Source organism: Rhizobium sp. TH2, assembly GCF_024707525.1.
In the GTDB taxonomy this organism is placed as follows: Bacteria; Pseudomonadota; Alphaproteobacteria; order Rhizobiales; family Rhizobiaceae; genus Rhizobium_E.
The window spans coordinates 3122450-3138408 of the sequence record NZ_CP062231.1 but is presented as its reverse complement, the minus strand read 5'-3'; the positions used below and the strand labels follow the sequence as shown (position 1 = coordinate 3138408).

Annotated in this window: 14 protein-coding genes; 8 read left to right on the top strand and 6 right to left on the bottom strand. The window is 62.0% G+C overall.

All coding sequences use genetic code 11. The features are described from left to right. Positions 1 to 118: 118 nt before the first annotated feature. Positions 119 to 310 (bottom strand): hypothetical protein, encoded by a 192-nt coding sequence (locus IHQ71_RS15515; RefSeq protein WP_258157364.1) that lies wholly within the window; start codon positions 308 to 310, stop codon positions 119 to 121. A 307-nt stretch (positions 311 to 617) separates the two neighbouring features. Here IHQ71_RS15515 and IHQ71_RS15510 point away from each other — a divergent pair, with 307 nt between their 5' ends. Next, positions 618 to 1256 (top strand): outer membrane protein, encoded by a 639-nt coding sequence (locus IHQ71_RS15510; protein WP_258157363.1) that lies wholly within the window; start codon positions 618 to 620, stop codon positions 1254 to 1256. Positions 1257 to 1318: 62 nt separating this feature from the next. Here IHQ71_RS15510 and IHQ71_RS15505 read toward each other — a convergent pair whose 3' ends face one another. Next, entirely contained in the window at positions 1319 to 2635 is a 1317-nt protein-coding gene (locus tag IHQ71_RS15505) for an MFS transporter (RefSeq protein ID WP_258162849.1), read from the bottom strand. A 191-nt stretch (positions 2636 to 2826) separates the two neighbouring features. Here IHQ71_RS15505 and IHQ71_RS15500 point away from each other — a divergent pair, with 191 nt between their 5' ends. The 7 genes from IHQ71_RS15500 (at position 2827) to sucD (ending at position 10805) form a co-directional block, all read left to right on the top strand. After that, positions 2827 to 3726 (top strand): LysR family transcriptional regulator, encoded by a 900-nt coding sequence (locus tag IHQ71_RS15500; RefSeq protein ID WP_258157362.1) that lies wholly within the window; start codon positions 2827 to 2829, stop codon positions 3724 to 3726. A 219-nt stretch (positions 3727 to 3945) separates the two neighbouring features. Beyond that, the gene (locus IHQ71_RS15495; protein ID WP_258157361.1) at positions 3946 to 5574 is read left to right on the top strand and encodes an MFS transporter; all 1629 of its coding nucleotides are present in this window, start codon (positions 3946 to 3948) and stop codon (positions 5572 to 5574) included. Positions 5575 to 5717: 143 nt separating this feature from the next. Continuing rightward, positions 5718 to 6359 (top strand): response regulator transcription factor, encoded by a 642-nt coding sequence (locus IHQ71_RS15490; protein WP_258157360.1) that lies wholly within the window; start codon positions 5718 to 5720, stop codon positions 6357 to 6359. Positions 6360 to 6541: 182 nt separating this feature from the next. Then, the gene (locus tag IHQ71_RS15485; RefSeq protein WP_258157359.1) at positions 6542 to 7732 is read left to right on the top strand and encodes an aminotransferase class V-fold PLP-dependent enzyme; all 1191 of its coding nucleotides are present in this window, start codon (positions 6542 to 6544) and stop codon (positions 7730 to 7732) included. 22 nt (positions 7733 to 7754) lie between these two features. Continuing rightward, a complete protein-coding gene (locus tag IHQ71_RS15480; RefSeq protein WP_258157358.1) occupies positions 7755 to 8696 on the top strand; it encodes a CoA ester lyase in 942 nt (313 codons plus the stop codon). A gap of 11 nt (positions 8697 to 8707) precedes the next feature. Then, positions 8708 to 9892, top strand: a complete 1185-nt coding sequence (locus IHQ71_RS15475; RefSeq protein WP_258157357.1) for a malate--CoA ligase subunit beta — start codon at positions 8708 to 8710, stop codon at positions 9890 to 9892. A gap of 13 nt (positions 9893 to 9905) precedes the next feature. Beyond that, the gene (gene sucD / locus IHQ71_RS15470; protein WP_258157356.1) at positions 9906 to 10805 is read left to right on the top strand and encodes a succinate--CoA ligase subunit alpha; all 900 of its coding nucleotides are present in this window, start codon (positions 9906 to 9908) and stop codon (positions 10803 to 10805) included. 137 nt (positions 10806 to 10942) lie between these two features. Here the strand turns inward: sucD and IHQ71_RS15465 are convergent, their stop codons facing one another. The 4 genes from IHQ71_RS15465 to IHQ71_RS15450 all read right to left on the bottom strand — a co-directional run bounded on the left by IHQ71_RS15465 (position 10943) and on the right by IHQ71_RS15450 (position 15771). Then, positions 10943 to 12631, bottom strand: a complete 1689-nt coding sequence (locus tag IHQ71_RS15465) for an AMP-binding protein (RefSeq protein ID WP_258157355.1) — start codon at positions 12629 to 12631, stop codon at positions 10943 to 10945. Positions 12632 to 12784: 153 nt separating this feature from the next. Next, the gene (locus IHQ71_RS15460) at positions 12785 to 13945 is read right to left on the bottom strand and encodes a serine hydrolase domain-containing protein (RefSeq protein ID WP_258157354.1); all 1161 of its coding nucleotides are present in this window, start codon (positions 13943 to 13945) and stop codon (positions 12785 to 12787) included. Between the two features lie 24 nt (positions 13946 to 13969). Then, a complete protein-coding gene (locus IHQ71_RS15455) occupies positions 13970 to 14740 on the bottom strand; it encodes an ATP-binding cassette domain-containing protein (protein WP_258157353.1) in 771 nt (256 codons plus the stop codon). A 5-nt stretch (positions 14741 to 14745) separates the two neighbouring features. Next, on the bottom strand, positions 14746 to 15771 hold the full coding sequence (locus IHQ71_RS15450) for an ABC transporter permease (RefSeq protein WP_258157352.1): 1026 nt from the start codon (positions 15769 to 15771) through the stop codon (positions 14746 to 14748). Between the last annotated feature and the right edge of the window lie 188 nt (positions 15772 to 15959).

Sequence of the window (15959 nt, the reverse complement as noted above, 5' to 3'; positions counted from 1 at the left end):
CAGTGGCCATTCGGGGCCCTGTTCGCCACGTTGACGGCAGAGAGCCTCGGTGCATTGGAAAGCACTTGCGTGGATCGGACGCTGACGTCTTCCCGCCAATGATGCTCCGCGTGAGGCATCACTCAGCGGCGAGCCGGAAGTAGGTCTTCACTTCCTCGATTTGCTCAAGCAGGCTCTGGGCGTCCTGTTGTGCCTTGACCGCCTGCAGGTAGGTCCGGCGACGCGGTTCGTCGGCCATCAGTCCGCGCCGCACCATATCAAGCTGCGCAACCACGGCACGCAATTCCGTTGCGATCTGATCATCTTGCATCGAAAGCCCTCCACATGATTTCGCCTAAACGACAGGGCCGATCGACTGTTCCAACTGCTTTGAATTTGGTGCGGTTTCGTACAATCCGGCTTCGAGTTGTGTGGCAGGCGATGGTCCGAGAAACGCGCTGTACCTGCTGAAATTCAGGCCCTTCATTGGGTTTGTCCGGCTACCCCACGCTGGGAACGAGGCAATGGAAACGACGAAATCTGAGTCATGCTGCAATCTACGAGACAGGTGTGACATTTCTGTCATAGCCTTTTTGTGTATTTGCTAATATTCTTAATTTAGCAATAGGAGCACAAAAATGAAGACCTTGGTTTTGACCGCACTGCTATCCGCACTTGCAATTCCGGCATTCGCTGCCGACATGGTCGAGGCTCCCCCCGAGCCTGTCGCAACCGAGGTCGTGACCGCGTTCGATTGGTCGGGTGCCTATATCGGCGTCCAGGCTGGCGGCTCATGGCTCAATGGCGAATTCAGCGTCCCTGGCGACAGCGCGGACGAGGATTTCAACGGTGGCTTCATCGGCAAGTTCATCGGTTACAATTTCACCTTCGATAACTTCGTCGTCGGCGTCGAGGGCGACATCAATTACAACTGGAATGATAACAACTACCGTGCGGCCGGCGTGCGAGGCGACATAGGCACCGATTGGTCCGGATCTCTGCGCGCTCGCCTGGGCTATTCGTTCGATCGTGTCCTCATTTATGCCACAGGCGGCTGGGCAACGACGAACGCCCATGTCGACCAGACACCCGGTAAAAATTGGGACCGGAACTTCAGTGGCTGGACGATTGGAAAAGGCATCGATTACGCCGTGACCGACAACGTCTTCGTGCGTGCTGAGTATCGCTATACGGACTACAGCGATAGGAAATTTGGAGGCGTGAAAGTAGATCTCGATCAACATACGGCGACGATCGGCGTGGCCTACAAGTTCTGAGCAGGCACTTCTGTCTCCTGACTGGCCCCGGAGCGTTGCTGCGGGGCCTTTTTACTGTTCTCTCAGGCTGTTTCGGGCTGTGCTACCGATTCGTAACGCGCCCGGCTCAGGCTGACAAGGCTGGCAATCGCCGCGCAACCGGCCGACATCACGACCGCGAACTCGAGCGCGACCGACAGCGGCAGCGTCGCGAAGATGATCGACATGGAAATCCCGCCCAGGGTCTGGCCGAGAAGCCGCGCCGTGCCTTGCATGGCGCCAGCAGCGCCGCTTCGGGCTTTCGGTGCCGACAGAAGAAGAATCCGGTTGTTCGGCGTCTGGAACAGTCCGAAGCCGAGGCCGGCGATCACGGTACCGACGAGAAACGCGATGGCTCTCGGGTCGGGTGGGCTGAGAGCGGCTACTAGGAGACCGACGGCCAGCAGGCCCCCACCGATGGCGCAAAGCCATGCCGTCTTGAAGCGGTTTGCCAGACGTCCCGAAATGGGTGCAATGATCGCGGTCGCAGCCGGCCAGGGCATCATGTAGAGACCTGCCTGAACCGGCGTCATGTGCAAAGTGTGCACAAGATAGAAGGGCAGTGCGACATAGCTCAGCATCTGGCCGCAGAAGCAGAATATCGAGGCGATGACCGAAACGCGGAATGCGGGTGTCGCCAAGAGGTCCGTGGGAATGATCGGGGCCTCACTGTTCCGTTCGAGGCGCAGCAGGACGAACAGGCAAATCAAGGCGGCGGCGATGAGGACCGCACCGCTCACCGGCGCGGTCGCTATCCGGTCTGCGCCACAGAAGAACAGGATGAACATCAGCGTATTGGCCAGCAGCGCCTTCGCATTGAGCTTTCGCTGCACGCCCTGGGTTTGACCGAGCAAGCCGCCGCCCAACAGAATGATGGCGCCGAGCGGTATGTTCACCGCGAACAGCCAGGGCCAGGTCGTGACGGAAAGAATGATGCCGGCAATGCCGGGGCCGGCAGCGGCCGAGATTGCGATGACCATGGCGTTGACGCCGATGATGGGACCCAGCATGTGCTGCGGCAAGGCCGAGCGCAGGTTCATCATCGCAAGCGCCATGATCGCGCCTGCGCCAAGGCCCTGCGCGAAACGCGCAAGGATCAGCAGTGGAAGGTTGCCCGCGAAGGCGCAGGCCGCGGACGCCACGGTGAACAGCGCGACGCCGATGAGGAAGACCCGCCGCGCGCCGTAGATTTCGCCCAGCGCACCGCATGGAAGAATGGCGACGAGCACGGCCAGCTGGTAGGCCGAGACGACCCATACCGTACTACCGGCCTCTGCATGCAAGGAGAGCGCGATCGAGGGCAGGGCGACATTGGCAATGGCGCCGTCCAGAACAACAAGAACGATAGACAGAAGCAACATGGCGACGGCGAGGTATCGCCGAGGCGAAGCAAGACCGTCTTGAAAAACCGGTGCAGTATCGGTGAGAGACATGAGAAAACTCCAGGCATTATCGGATGCCCAATTACCTAGACTTTGCCAATGACTCGCGCCAGACGCAACGGGATCAATTGACTGTTGCGTGGAGCGCCATGCCCGCATAGAACTAGGCCATGTCCGATCTCGATCTCAACCTCCTGGTGGCACTTGATGCGTTGCTCAGCGAGCGGAGCGTCACCGCTGCTGCCCGTCGTCTCGGCCTCAGCACATCGGCCATGAGCCGGACGCTGTCACGTTTGAGGACGGCGCTGCGCGATCCGATCCTCGTTCCGGCCGGACGCGGCATGGTTGCGACACCCCATGCCCTGGCAATTGCCGAGGAGGTGCATTCGTTGAAAGACGCCGTGAAAACGGTGCTCAGTCCGCCGTCGACCGTGGATATCAGGGAGGTGCGGCGTGATGTCACGATCCGTGCCAATGAAGCTTTTGTGCTCCTCTTCGCTGCGGTTCTGAGCGCCGCCGTGGCCACCGCAGCGCCAGGGATACGGCTTCGCTTTGCGCCGCGATCGGACAAGGACGTTCAGTCCTTGAGGGACGCGGTCGTGGATTTGGATATCGGGGTCCTTCCGCGGGACAGCGGGGAATTGCGTTGCCAAACCCTTTTTGAGGATCGCTATATCGGCGTCGCACGGGTGGGGCACCCGATTTTCGTCAGAGAGCCCATAACTGCCCTGCGCTATGCCGCCTCGGGGCACGTGCTCTTCTCGCCGTATGCGGACTTTGCCGGTCCGGTCGACAGGGCGCTCGCCGAATTGAACCTTTCCCGTGACGTCAGACTGATCGTACCAAGTTTCCCGGCGGTGATCGCCGTTGCCGCGGCATCCGATCTTATCGGATCGGTTCCGAAGTCCTATTGCAAAGCCGCACCGATGGGAGAGATCAGGACCTTCGAGTTGCCGGTCGCCGTGCCGGTTTTCAATATCGTACAGGCCTGGCATCCCCGGATGGACGCGGATCCCGTGCATCGCTGGCTGAGGGCGCTGATTTTCGACACGTTCCATTCGATGAACTGAGTGCGTGACCCGCTTCCCGGCATACCTATGAAACATACGCCGACTGGCGTCCGTGAAATTCTTGGCTTCATCCCGGAGATGAGGTTCACGCCGACGATGTGTTCGATATCCGCGACGGCCGACGTAGCAAGCGAATCGAGACCGGGCTATGTTGCGTGGGCGAGTTCCACCGTACGCAGTCGTGACCCAGGGGCGAAGCCTTATCGCCGGAAACATGCCATGCCCGATAGAAGACCTTTTCTTGCGCCCCTCTCGAACGACACATTTCGCAATATCTGGCTGGCGAGCATCGTGTCGAACCTTGGCGGACTGATCCAGGGCGTGGGTGCGGCCTGGATGATGACCTCGATCACATCGTCCGAGAACATGGTGGCGTTGGTACAGGCCTCGACGACGTTGCCGATCATGATGTTCTCGCTCGTTGCCGGCGCGATCGCCGACAACTTCGATCGTAGGCGGGTGATGCTGATAGCGCAGGCCTTCCTGTTCTCGGTGTCCGCGCTCCTCGCAGCCGCTGCCTATCTCGACTGGATATCGCCCTGGCTTCTGCTGACATTCACGTTTCTCCTCGGCTGCGGCACGGCGCTCAACAATCCGGCGTGGCAGGCTTCGGTCGGCGACATGGTTCCGCGCGATGACGTGGCGGGGGCGGTGTCGCTGAACTCGATGGGCTTCAACCTTACCCGCAGCGTCGGGCCGGCGATTGGCGGTGCCATTGTCGCAATCGGCGGTGCGGCCGCTGCATTCCTGGTCAATGCGGCGAGCTACGTGGCACTCGTCACTGTCCTTCTACGGTGGACGCCGCCAAGGGAGGCCAGGACGCTGCCGCGCGAGGAGATTGGCCAAGCGATCGCGGCCGGGCTGCGCTATGTGTCGATGTCGCCGAACCTTCTCAAGGTGTTTACGCGCGGCTTCGTGTTCGGTTTCTCGGCAGTGGCGATCCTGGCGCTATTGCCTGTCGTTGCGCGCAATATCATCGGCGGCGGTCCGCTGACCTATGGTCTCATGCTCGGAGGCTTCGGCCTGGGCGCCGTGGCGGGCGCCTATTTCAACACGGGTCTGCGCGAACGGATGACAAGCGAGACGATCGTCCGCTGCTCTTTTGCCGGCTTTGCACTGAGTGAAGCCATCATGGGCGCGACCGGCAATATCGTCCTGATCGGGATCGCAGTCGTTATCGCGGGCGGGTGCTGGGTGCTGGCGCTCTCGCTGTTCAACACGATTGTTCAACTTTCGACGCCGCGCTGGGTCGTGGGCCGGGCCTTGTCCTTTTATCAAATGGCGACGTTCGGCGGCATGGCAGGCGGCGCCTGGCTGTGGGGTAGCCTTGCCGAGAATTATGGTGTCGGCAATTCGTTTTCGATCGCTGCGCTCGTCACGGCGGGCGGGTTGCTGATTGGCTTTGCTCTGCCGATGCCGCTCCTGGCATCCCTCGATCTTGATCCGCTGAACATATTCAGGGAGCCCGAACTCCAGCTGGATATCTTGCCGCGCAGCGGTCCGATCGCCATTCATGTGGTCTACGAAATCCGCGACGAAGACGTGACCGAGTTTCTCGATTTGATGGTCGAGCGCCGGCGCATCCGCATTCGCGATGGCGCCCAGGCATGGGCCTTGATGCGGGATCTGCAAAATCCCCAGCGCTGGACGGAAACCTATCACACGCCGACCTGGGTCGATTACGTCCGTCACAATATCAGACGGACCAAGGCCGATGCGGAAAATCTGGACCGGCTGCGCCAACTGCACCAGGGCGGTGAATTGCCCGATGTGTACCGCATGATCGAGCGCCAGGTCATACCGCCGGCGGGCGATGTCTTCCATCAGATTCCGGTCGAACCGCACTGATCGCCCGATGATCGCGCGTTGCCGCAGATCGGGTATTTTTAGAATAACTTCCGTCGTTCCACGAGAGTGCCCAACAATCGAGCAATGTTAGTGTCTGTTGCCTGTGAAATAATCGGGCAATCCGCGTCATTGAGGAGCGACGCATGGTTTCATCCATACCGCAGGACGGTGTAGGACGCGTTCTCGTCGCGGAGCGCAACCCGCTTGTCATCGCAGCACTTCGCGGGCTGTTTGCCGAGGATTCGCGGTTTTGCGTTGTCGATACGGCGCGGTCCTCGGTGGAGCTTTGCGAGAAGCTCGCGGTCGTCGAGGTGGACTGCGTCCTGCTCGGCTGGCAGCTCGCCGACGCCGAAGCGCCCGATGTTCTGGCCGATCTCGGACGGCGCGGCCTCGACCCCAGGATCGTGCTTTTCGCGGACACCGACACGCCCTCCATCGTCAACGAGACGATCCGCATGGGCATTAACGGCCTTTGCTATCAGTTCGAGGATCCTGAAATTCTCTTCGCGACGCTGACGGCCGTGATGAAGGGCCGGATCTGCATTCCGTACACCGTGCTTTCGAAGATCTCCCACTCGCCTTTCCAGCATCTCACATCGCGTGAGACCGAATTGCTCGGCATGCTCGCCAACGGCTGGTCGAACACGCAGATCGCCAGTCGCACCGGAATCTCGGAAAACACGGTGAAATACCACCTCAAGAATCTCTATGAGAAGCTTGAGGTGCGCAACCGCGCCATGGCCGTCGTCCTTTACGCCAAGGAGCGCCGGCGCAAGCTGGGTTGACCAGCCCGGGTAGGTTCCGACTACCCGTTTCCTCCGAGACCACCACCCGACAGCGACGACCCCGCACCGCCCGTCCGGCACGCTTTTCTGCCTGAAAGAGTGTTGTGGCGGCGCCCTCCGAAGAGCAGCTTCTAGACCGAGGAACAGTCCGTTCGCGGACGCTGCATGCATCGGAGGAACACATGCCAGGCTACAATCATCTCTTCATTCCCGGCCCCACCAATATCCCCGAACAGGTTCGTCAGGCGATGAACCTGCCGATGGAAGACCAGCGCTCGCCCAGATTTCCGGAGCTGATCCTGCCGCTGTTCGCCGACGTCAAGAAGGTGTTCAAGAACCAGAACGGCCGCGTCTTCATCTATCCGTCATCGGGCACGGGTGCCTGGGAAGCGGCGATGACCAATGTGCTTTCGCCCGGCGACAAGGTGCTGATGAGCCGGTTCGGGCAGTTCTCGCATCTCTGGGTCGACATGGCCGAGCGCTTTGGCTTCGAGGTCGATTGCCTGGATATGGAATGGGGCACCGGCGTGCCGGTCGAACTCTATGCAGAGCGTCTCGCCGCCGACAGGGCGCACCAGATCAAGGCGGTCTTCGTGACGCACAACGAGACCGCGACCGGCGTGACCTCCGACGTCGCAGCCGTGCGTGCGGCACTCGATGCCTGCGGCCATCCGGCTCTGCTCTTCGTCGATGGCGTATCGTCGATCGGTTCGATCGATTTCCGCCAGGACGAGTGGGGCGTCGATTGCGCCGTGTCCGGTTCGCAGAAGGGCTTCATGCTGCCCGCCGGTCTCGGCTTCCTCTCGGTCAGCCAGAAGGCGCTTGAGGCCTCGAAGACCGCGCGCCACATGCGCTGCTACTTCTCCTTCGAGGACATGATCAAGACCAACGACACCGGCTATTTCCCCCATACGCCGCCGACGCAGCTTCTACGCGGCCTGCGCGCTTCGCTCGACCTGATCTTCGAGGAAGGCCTCGAGAACATTTTCGCCCGCCACCATCACCTCGCCAACGGTGTGCGTGCGGCGGTTTCCGCCTGGGGCCTGAAGCTCTGCGCGACCGAGCCGAAGTGGCATTCCGACACGGTTTCGGCGATCCGCCTGCCTGAGGGCGTGGATGGCGTCGAAGTCATCAAGCACGCTTACCGCACCTACAATACTTCGCTCGGCAGCGGTCTCTCCAAGGTCGCCGGCAAGGTGTTCCGCATCGGTCATCTCGGTTCGCTGAACGAAGTGATGGTTCTCGGCGCGCTCGGCGCCGCCGAACTGACGCTGCTCGATTGCGGCGTGAAGATCGAGCCGGGCTCGGGCGTCGGGGCTGCGATCAACCAGTTCCGCGCCGCCGCCGCGACTATGACCGCCAAGGCGGCCTGAGAAAGACCAGAGGGAGGAATTCATGAGCCATACGATCAACCACCTGCGCAAGCTGCGCCTGCAGCGCAGCGAACTCGCCGTGCCGGGGTCGAACCCCGAGATGATCGAGAAGGCGGCCAATTCGGACGCCGACTACATCTTCCTCGATATCGAGGATGCCGTGGCGCCGCCGGACAAGGAGCGCGCCCGCGCCAATATAGTCCAGGCACTCAACCAGATCGACTGGCGCGCAAAGGGCAAGACGATCTCGGTCCGTATCAACGGCCTCGACACCCATTACATGTATCGCGATGTCGTCGATCTGATGGAACAGGCCGGCGACCGGATCGACACGCTGCTGGTGCCGAAGGTCGGCGTGCCCGCCGACCTCTACATGGTCGAAGCGATGGTCAACCAGATCGAAATCGCGAAGGGCTACAAGACCCGCGTCGGCCTGGAAGCACTGATCGAGACGGCGCTGGGGATGGCCAATGTCGAGGCGATCGCGCAGTTCGGCGGACGGCTCGAGGCCATGCATTTCGGCGTCGCCGACTATGCCGCGAGCCTCAAGGCCCGCACCGTCAATATCGGCGGCCTCAACCCGGATTATCCCGGCGACCAGTGGCATTTCGGCCTGTCGCGCATGACCGTCGCCTGCCGCGCCTATGGCCTGCGCGCCATCGACGGGCCGTTCGGCGATTTTTCCGATCCCGAGGGTTACAAGGCCGGCGCCCGTCGCGCGGCTGCACTCGGCATCGAGGGCAAATGGGCCATCCATCCGAGCCAGATCGCGCTCGCCAACGAGATATTCTCGCCGCCCGAAAAGGAGGTCGATCGCGCCCGCCGTATCATCGATGCGCTGAAGGTCGCGGAAAGCCAGGGCAAGGGCGCCGCATCGCTCGACGGCAAGATGATCGACGCCGCATCCGAACGCATGGCGCGCAACGTGCTCGCCACGCATGACGCCATCTCGGCCGGCAGGTAGGAGGAACACCAATGGACATCCACGAATATCAGGCGAAGGAACTTCTCTCCCGTTACCAGATCCACATTCCGCGCGGTGGGCTGGCCTACAGCCCCGAACAGGCGGCCTATCGCGCGAGCGAGATCGGCGGCGACCGCTGGGTGGTCAAGGCGCAGATCCATTCCGGCGCGCGCGGCAAGGCGGGCGGCATCAAGCTCTGCTCTTCCGACGACGAAATCGTCAATGCTGCTGATGCCATGCTCGGCCGCAAGCTGGTGACGCACCAGACGGGTCCGCAGGGCAAGCTGGTCAGCCGCCTCTATGTCGAGGAGGCAATGGACATCGAGCGCGAGATCTATCTCGGCTTCGTCCTTGATAGAAAATCCGAGCGCATCATGATTGTCGCCTCGTCCTCGGGCGGCATGGAGATCGAGGAGATCGCCGAGGCCGAGCCGGATTCGATCATCCGCGCCACCGTCGATCCGGGCGTCGGCATGCAGGATTTCCAGGCCCGCGAGATCGCCTTCGGGCTCGGTATCGACAATGCCCTGATCGGCCGCGCGACGCAGACGCTACTCGGCTGCTACCGTGCTTTCGTCGAATACGATGCCTCGATGCTCGAGATCAATCCGCTGGTCGTCACGAAGCGCGGCGATCTTGTGGCGCTCGACGCCAAGATGAGCTTCGACGAGAACGCGCTCTTCCGCCGTCCGCATATCTCGGAAATGCGCGACAAGAGTCAGGAAGACCAGCGCGAGACCTTCGCCTCCGATCGCGGCCTCTCCTATGTCGGCCTCGACGGCAATATCGGCTGCATCATCAACGGTGCCGGGCTTGCCATGGCGACGATGGATATGATCAAGATCGCTGGCGGTGAGCCGGCGAACTTCCTCGACATCGGCGGCGGTGCCTCGCCTGAGCGCGTTGCAAAGAGCTTCCGGGCGGTGCTGCGCGACAAGCAGGTCGAGACGATCCTGGTCAACATTTTCGCCGGCATCAACCGTTGCGACTGGGTGGCCGAAGGCGTGATCAAGGCGCTGCGCGAAGTCGGCGTGCCGGTTCCGCTCGTCGTGCGCCTCTCCGGTACCAACATGGAGGAGGGGCGCCGCATCCTCGCCGAGTCGGGCGAAGACATCATCGTCGCGGAAACGCTGGCGGAGGCCGCCGCCAAGGCCGTCGATGCATGGCGCACTTTCACCGCAAACAAGGCTGCTTGAGGGAGATCGAGACATGTCCATTCTACTCGACAAGAATACCAAGGTCATCGTCCAGGGCTTCACCGGCAAGATCGGCAGCTTCCATGCCGAGGACATGAAGCGCTACGGCACCAACGTGGTCGGCGGCGTCACCCCCGGCAAGGGCGGCCAGACTCATCTCGGCATGCCCGTCTTCAACACGGTGAAGGGCGCGATACAGGAAACCGGCGCTGATGCCTCGATCGTTTTCGTCCCACCGCCGTTTGCGGCCGACTCGATCATGGAAGCTGCGGATGCCGGTATCCGGCTCTGCGTCTGCATTACCGACGGCATCCCCTCCCAGGATATGATCAGGGTCAAGCGCTACATGAGGCGTTACCGCTTCGAGGATCGCATGACCCTGATCGGGCCGAACTGCGCGGGCATGATCACCCCCGGCCAGGCGCTGATGGGCATCATGCCGGGCTCGATCTACCTGCCCGGCCGCATCGGTATCGTCGGCCGCTCGGGCACGCTCGGCTACGAGGCGGCGAGCCAGATGAAGGCGCTCGGTATCGGTGTCTCGACCTCGGTCGGCATCGGCGGCGACCCGGTCAACGGCTCTTCCTTCAAGGACATGCTGGAACTCTTCGAGAAGGATCCGGGCACCGACGCGGTGCTGATGATCGGCGAGATCGGCGGCCCGCAGGAAGCGGAAGCCGCGCTCTGGGCACAGAACAACATGAAGAAGCCGCTGATCGCCTATATAGCCGGCCTTTCCGCACCGAAGGGCCGTCGCATGGGCCATGCCGGCGCTATCATTTCGGCCTTTGGGGAATCGGCGCAGGAGAAGGTCGAGATCCTCAAAGGTGCTGGCGTCACCATAGTGCCCACTCCGTCCTCCTTCGGCGAGACGGTCGCGGACGTGCTGTCAGTGATGAGCAAGGCGGCCTGAGAGGCGAAACCGCGTACTCGTGGTTAACTGGCCGGGTGTTTGCCGGCTGGCTGAGGATGGGCTGCACGTTGCAAACTTAAACGGCGCGACCACGAGCAAGTCAGGACTTGCTCATGGTCGCGCCGGTCGGTTCTGCTTTAGGCAGTCTTCGCTTCCTCGATACCCAGTTCCTGCTTCATCGCATCGCGGATCAAGTATTTCTGAATCTTGCCGGTCACCGTCATGGGAAAGCTTTCCACGAACCTGACATAACGTGGAATCTTGTAGTGGGCGATCTGGCCGCGGCAGTAGTCGATGATCTCTGCTTCGGTCGGTGCCTCGCCGCCCTGTGCGATGATCCACGCAAAGAGTTCCTCGCCGAGCTTCGGATCGGGGATGCCGACCACCTGGACATCGCGGACCTTGGGATGGGAATAGAGGAATTCCTCGACCTCGCGCGGATAGATATTCTCGCCGCCGCGGATCACCATGTCCTTGATGCGGCCGACGATGTTGCCAAACCCCTCGTCGTCGATCGTGGCGACGTCGCCGGTATGCATCCATCCCTCGGGATCGACGGCTTCGGCGGTCTTCTCGGCGTCATCCCAATAGCCTTTCATGACGGAATATCCGCGCGTGCAGAGTTCGCCGGGAAGCCCGCGTGCCAGCGTCTCTCCATTTTCACTGATGATCTTGACCTCGCAATGGGGCTGGACACGACCGACCGTCGATACGCGGCGTTCGATGGAATCGCTCGTGCCGCTCTGGAAGGAAACGGGCGACGTCTCGGTCATGCCATAGGCGATGGTGACCTCGCTCATCCCCAGGATATCGATGACCTTTTTCATCACCTCGACCGGGCAGGGGCTGCCGGCCATGATGCCGGTGCGTAGCCTGGCGAACTGGTATTTCGTGAGATCGGGGTGGTCGAGCAGCGCAATGAACATGGTCGGCACGCCATAGATACCGACGCAGTCCTCAGTGGCAACGGTTTGGAGCACCGCTCCCGGATCGAACGATGCCGAGGAGTAGACGATCGTGGCAGCATGGGTGAGGCAGCCGAGATTGCCCATGACCATGCCGAAGCAGTGATAGAGCGGCACCGGAATGGCGAGCCGGTCGCCGGGACGCAGCTTGATCGCCTCGCCGACGAAGAAGCCGTTGTTGAGAATGTTGCGATGGGTCAGCGTCGCGCCCTTCGGCGCGCCCGTCGTTCCCGATGTGAACTGGATGTTGATCGGGTCGTTGGCATCCAGCGTGTCGCCCAGCGACTGCAGCGTCTCCAGCTCGCCCTTCGATGGCGGCGTCAGAAGGTCGTCGAAATTCAGCATGCCCGGCGTCTTCTCGGTCCCGAGCCGGATGATCCAGCGCAATGACGGCAGGTTATGCGCTTCGAGGCCGCCTGATGTGCTGTGCACCAGTTCGACCGCCAGTTCGTTGAGCATGGCGACATAGTCGCTGGTCTTATAGGACGGCGAAATGATCAGCGCCCGGCAGCCGACCTTGTTGATCGCATATTTCAGTTCCCAGGTCCGGTAGGCGGGATTGATGTTGACCAGGATGACGCCGAGCTTGGCGGTCGCGAACTGGGTGATCGCCCATTCGGCCGTATTGAGTGCCCAGATGCCGAGCCGGTCGCCCTTGCGGAGGCCCAGGCGACGGAGCGAGACCGCCAGTGCGTTCACTTGTCCCTGAAGTTCGGCATAGGTCAGCCGGATATTCTGGTGCGCCGAGATGAGTGCATCGACATCAGGATAGCGCGCGCAGGTGTCGTCGAAATATCGCCCGATTGGACTCTCGATCAGCGGATGGCTCGTGTCACCCTTCACATGCGCTAGATCCGTCATGCCAGCCTCCCTTGGATGTCTATGTCAGGCGCGCCGGGCGAGGGCACTATCGCAAGCCAAATCCCTCGTCGGCAAGACGGAGCTCCCCCTTCTCCGTTGCGGCCAGTATCCGCCTTGAACGCCTTGCTTTCAACGCCGCTCTCACAATTGTGCTTAGGCTCCAGCGATCACCTTGTGCAGCGTTGTCAGGACATGGCGCGTGCGGAGATCTTCCGGGTCCATACGCATCTGGTTCATCACATAGGAGAAGCCGGTGCCGGTCGAGGGCCAACCGCCATGGACCGAACCGCCGGCGCCGGCATGGCCGAAGGCGTCCGGGGCGGGGCCGAAGCGGAAATCTTCCGTCTGCACAGCGAAGACGGTGCTGTACGCCATGGCTTCATCGATAAAGGGATCGTGGAACTTTGACCGCAGCTTGAGGCCGGCGGCGATCGTTTCGGGCTTCAGAATGCGGACGCCGTCCAGCTCGCCGCCTCGCGCCATGCAGCAATAATAGCGTGCAACGGCACGCGCCGTGGCGATGCCACCGGCGCCGCCGATCTCGGATGCATGATAGGCGCGGCTGTTCCAGGCGAGATCCTCATAGGTCGGGAAGAGCAGCGGATTGTTCCAGATCGAGCGATGCGTGGGATTTTCGGGCGGATCATCGCTCCAGTCGCTGTCCGGGTCGAGTTCCATCTTGCCGACGCGATGCTCCTCGCTCTCGGGCAGGCCGATCCAGGCGTCGAGCTTGAGCGGGCCTGCAACTTCCTCGGCGAAGAAACGGCCGAGCGTGCGGCCATCGACCCTGCGGATGATCGCGCCGCAGAGCCAGCCGATCGTCAGCGCATGGTAGCTGTGATAGGCGTCGGGATCGGTGGAAAGCGCTTGCGCGGCCAGCAATTTCTCGAGTTTCTCGTAGTTGGGTATGTCGTCGAGCGTGAGCGGGGTCAGAATGCCCGGCAGCCCGGCGCGGTGCGAGACGACATGGCGTATAAGCACGTCCGCCTTGCCGTTCGCCGCGAATTCCGGCCAGTATTTCGCCACCGGCGCGTCGAAGTCGATCAAGCCGCGTTCGATAAGGATCAGCATGCACGAGGCCATCAGGCCCTTGGTGCCGGAATAGATGACTTGGAGCGTGTCTTCCTTCCAGGGCACATCAGGTGCTGCCATGCCGCCCCAAAGATCGACGACCTTACGGCCCTTGTGAACCGCCGCAAAGGCGGCGCCGACATCGCGGCGCTGGGTGAAATTCCGCTCGAACTCCGCCGCGACCGGTTCGAAGCCCTTCGCGACCGTGCCCTTGATCGTGCCGTCGTAGGAGACGTCTTGCATTCAAATATTCCCTTGCATTACCACTCAGTCGCCATGAGCGGTGGCGTCGAATTCCTCGCCGCCCGCCATCAGGTTCAGCACTTCCTCGCGCGTTTTCTCGCCGCGCAAGAACTGCGAGGCCACGCGACCCTGGATCAACACCGTGAAACGGTCGCCGACGGAGAGCGCATGGGTCGCGTTGTGCGTGATGAAGACGAGCGCGATGCCCTTGGCGCGGGCGGTCTTGATGAGATCGATGACGACGCGCGATTCCTTGACGCCGAGCGCTGCCGTCGGTTCGTCCAGGATTAGCAGCTTGGCGCCGAAATAGAGGGCGCGCGCAATCGCCAGCGCCTGCCGCTCACCGCCCGACATGGTGCCGACCAGTTGCTCGGCATCGTTGACGCGGCGGATGCCCATGGCGCGGATCTGTTCGAGCGCTACGCGGTTGGCGCGATCCTGGTCGATGCGGATGAACGGACCCCAGCCCCTTGTCGGCTCCTTGCCGAGGAAGAAGTTACGCGAAACCGAGATCAGCGGGATCGTGCCGACATCCTGGTGGACGGTGCCGATGCCGAGGTCCTGGGCGTCGCGCGGGCTCTTGAAGCTCACGCGGTTGCCACCGAATTCGATATGGCCGCCGGTCGGGGTCACGACGCCAGACATGGCCTTGATCAGTGTCGATTTGCCGGCGCCGTTATCGCCGAGCAGGCAATGGACTTCGCCGGGATAGGCTTCGATCGTGACATCGTCGAGCGCGAGATTGTTGCCGAAGCTGCGGGAGACGCCGCGCAGGGCCATTAAAGGAGCATTCATGGCGATCATCCTTGCTTCTTGCGGCCGAGGGCGAGCTGGCGGATCACATTGTTGGTGAGCACGGCGACGACAAGCAGACCGCCGATGAAGGTCGCGAGCCAGTCGGTCGGCCAGCCGGTGTAGAACAGGCCGAGGCTGACAATGCCGTAGATCATGCAGCCGAAGACGATGCCGACCACCGAGCCGAAACCGCCCTGCAGCAGCACGCCGCCGATGACGGCTGCGATGGCTGTCTGGAAGACATAGCCCTGACCCGAGGACGCATTGCCCTGGTTGTACATGACAGCGGACATGATGCCGACAAAGGCGGCGCTGACGGCGGTCCAGATGAACAGCACGAGGCGGACTCGATCGACCGGAACTCCGGCGCGCCGCGCCGCATCCTGATTGCCACCAACCGCGAAGACCCAGTTGCCGAACGGCGTGCGCTTCAACACCCAGGCTGCGAGCGCGGCGGCCATCATCCACCAGAGGATCGAGACGTTGAAGAACTGGTATTTGGAGGCGAGCAGCGGTTCGGCCCAGCCGGCATGAAGGATCGAGACGTTGGATGAGCCGGAGATCAGCCGCGACAGCGCGAGTGCGGAGCCGGCGAGAATGAAGTTCGAGGCCAGCGTCACGATGAAGGAGGGGAGCCGCGTCTTGTTGACGAGGAAAGCGTTGAAGCAGCCAACCAGAACACCCAAGCCCAAAGCCATGAAGATGGTGAGTGCGACCGGCAGGCCATAGAAGCCGGTGCCGAGCGCCACGATGATCGAGGCGGCGCCGACAACGGAGCCTGTCGAGAGGTCGAACTCACCTGATATCATCAAGAGTCCGATGGGAATGGCGATGATGCCGAGTTCGGCGGCGGCATTGAGCCAGCCTGCGGTGCCGGCGATCGAGGTGAAGCCAGTGGCTCCGCCGAAGATGGCGAAGAAGATGTAGATCACCAGCGCCGCCACAGCCGGGCCGATCCAGACGATGCGGATCAGCCGTGCGAAGATCGGCGTGGTTTGCGGGGCGGTCGTAAGGCGCGAAGTCTCGGTCATGCTCATGGCCCAGTCGTTCCGTTCTAGCTGGCGTGAAGGTAGGCCGGACGCGCCGGCGCTCGCAATAGGCGATGCGTATGTTGCTTGCCCCTCATCCGCCTGCCGCCACCTTCTCCTCGTTCTGACGGGGAGAAGGGACTTGTGGCACTACCGGTGCTCCATCTCCCTTCTCCCCCGCGTGCGGGGAG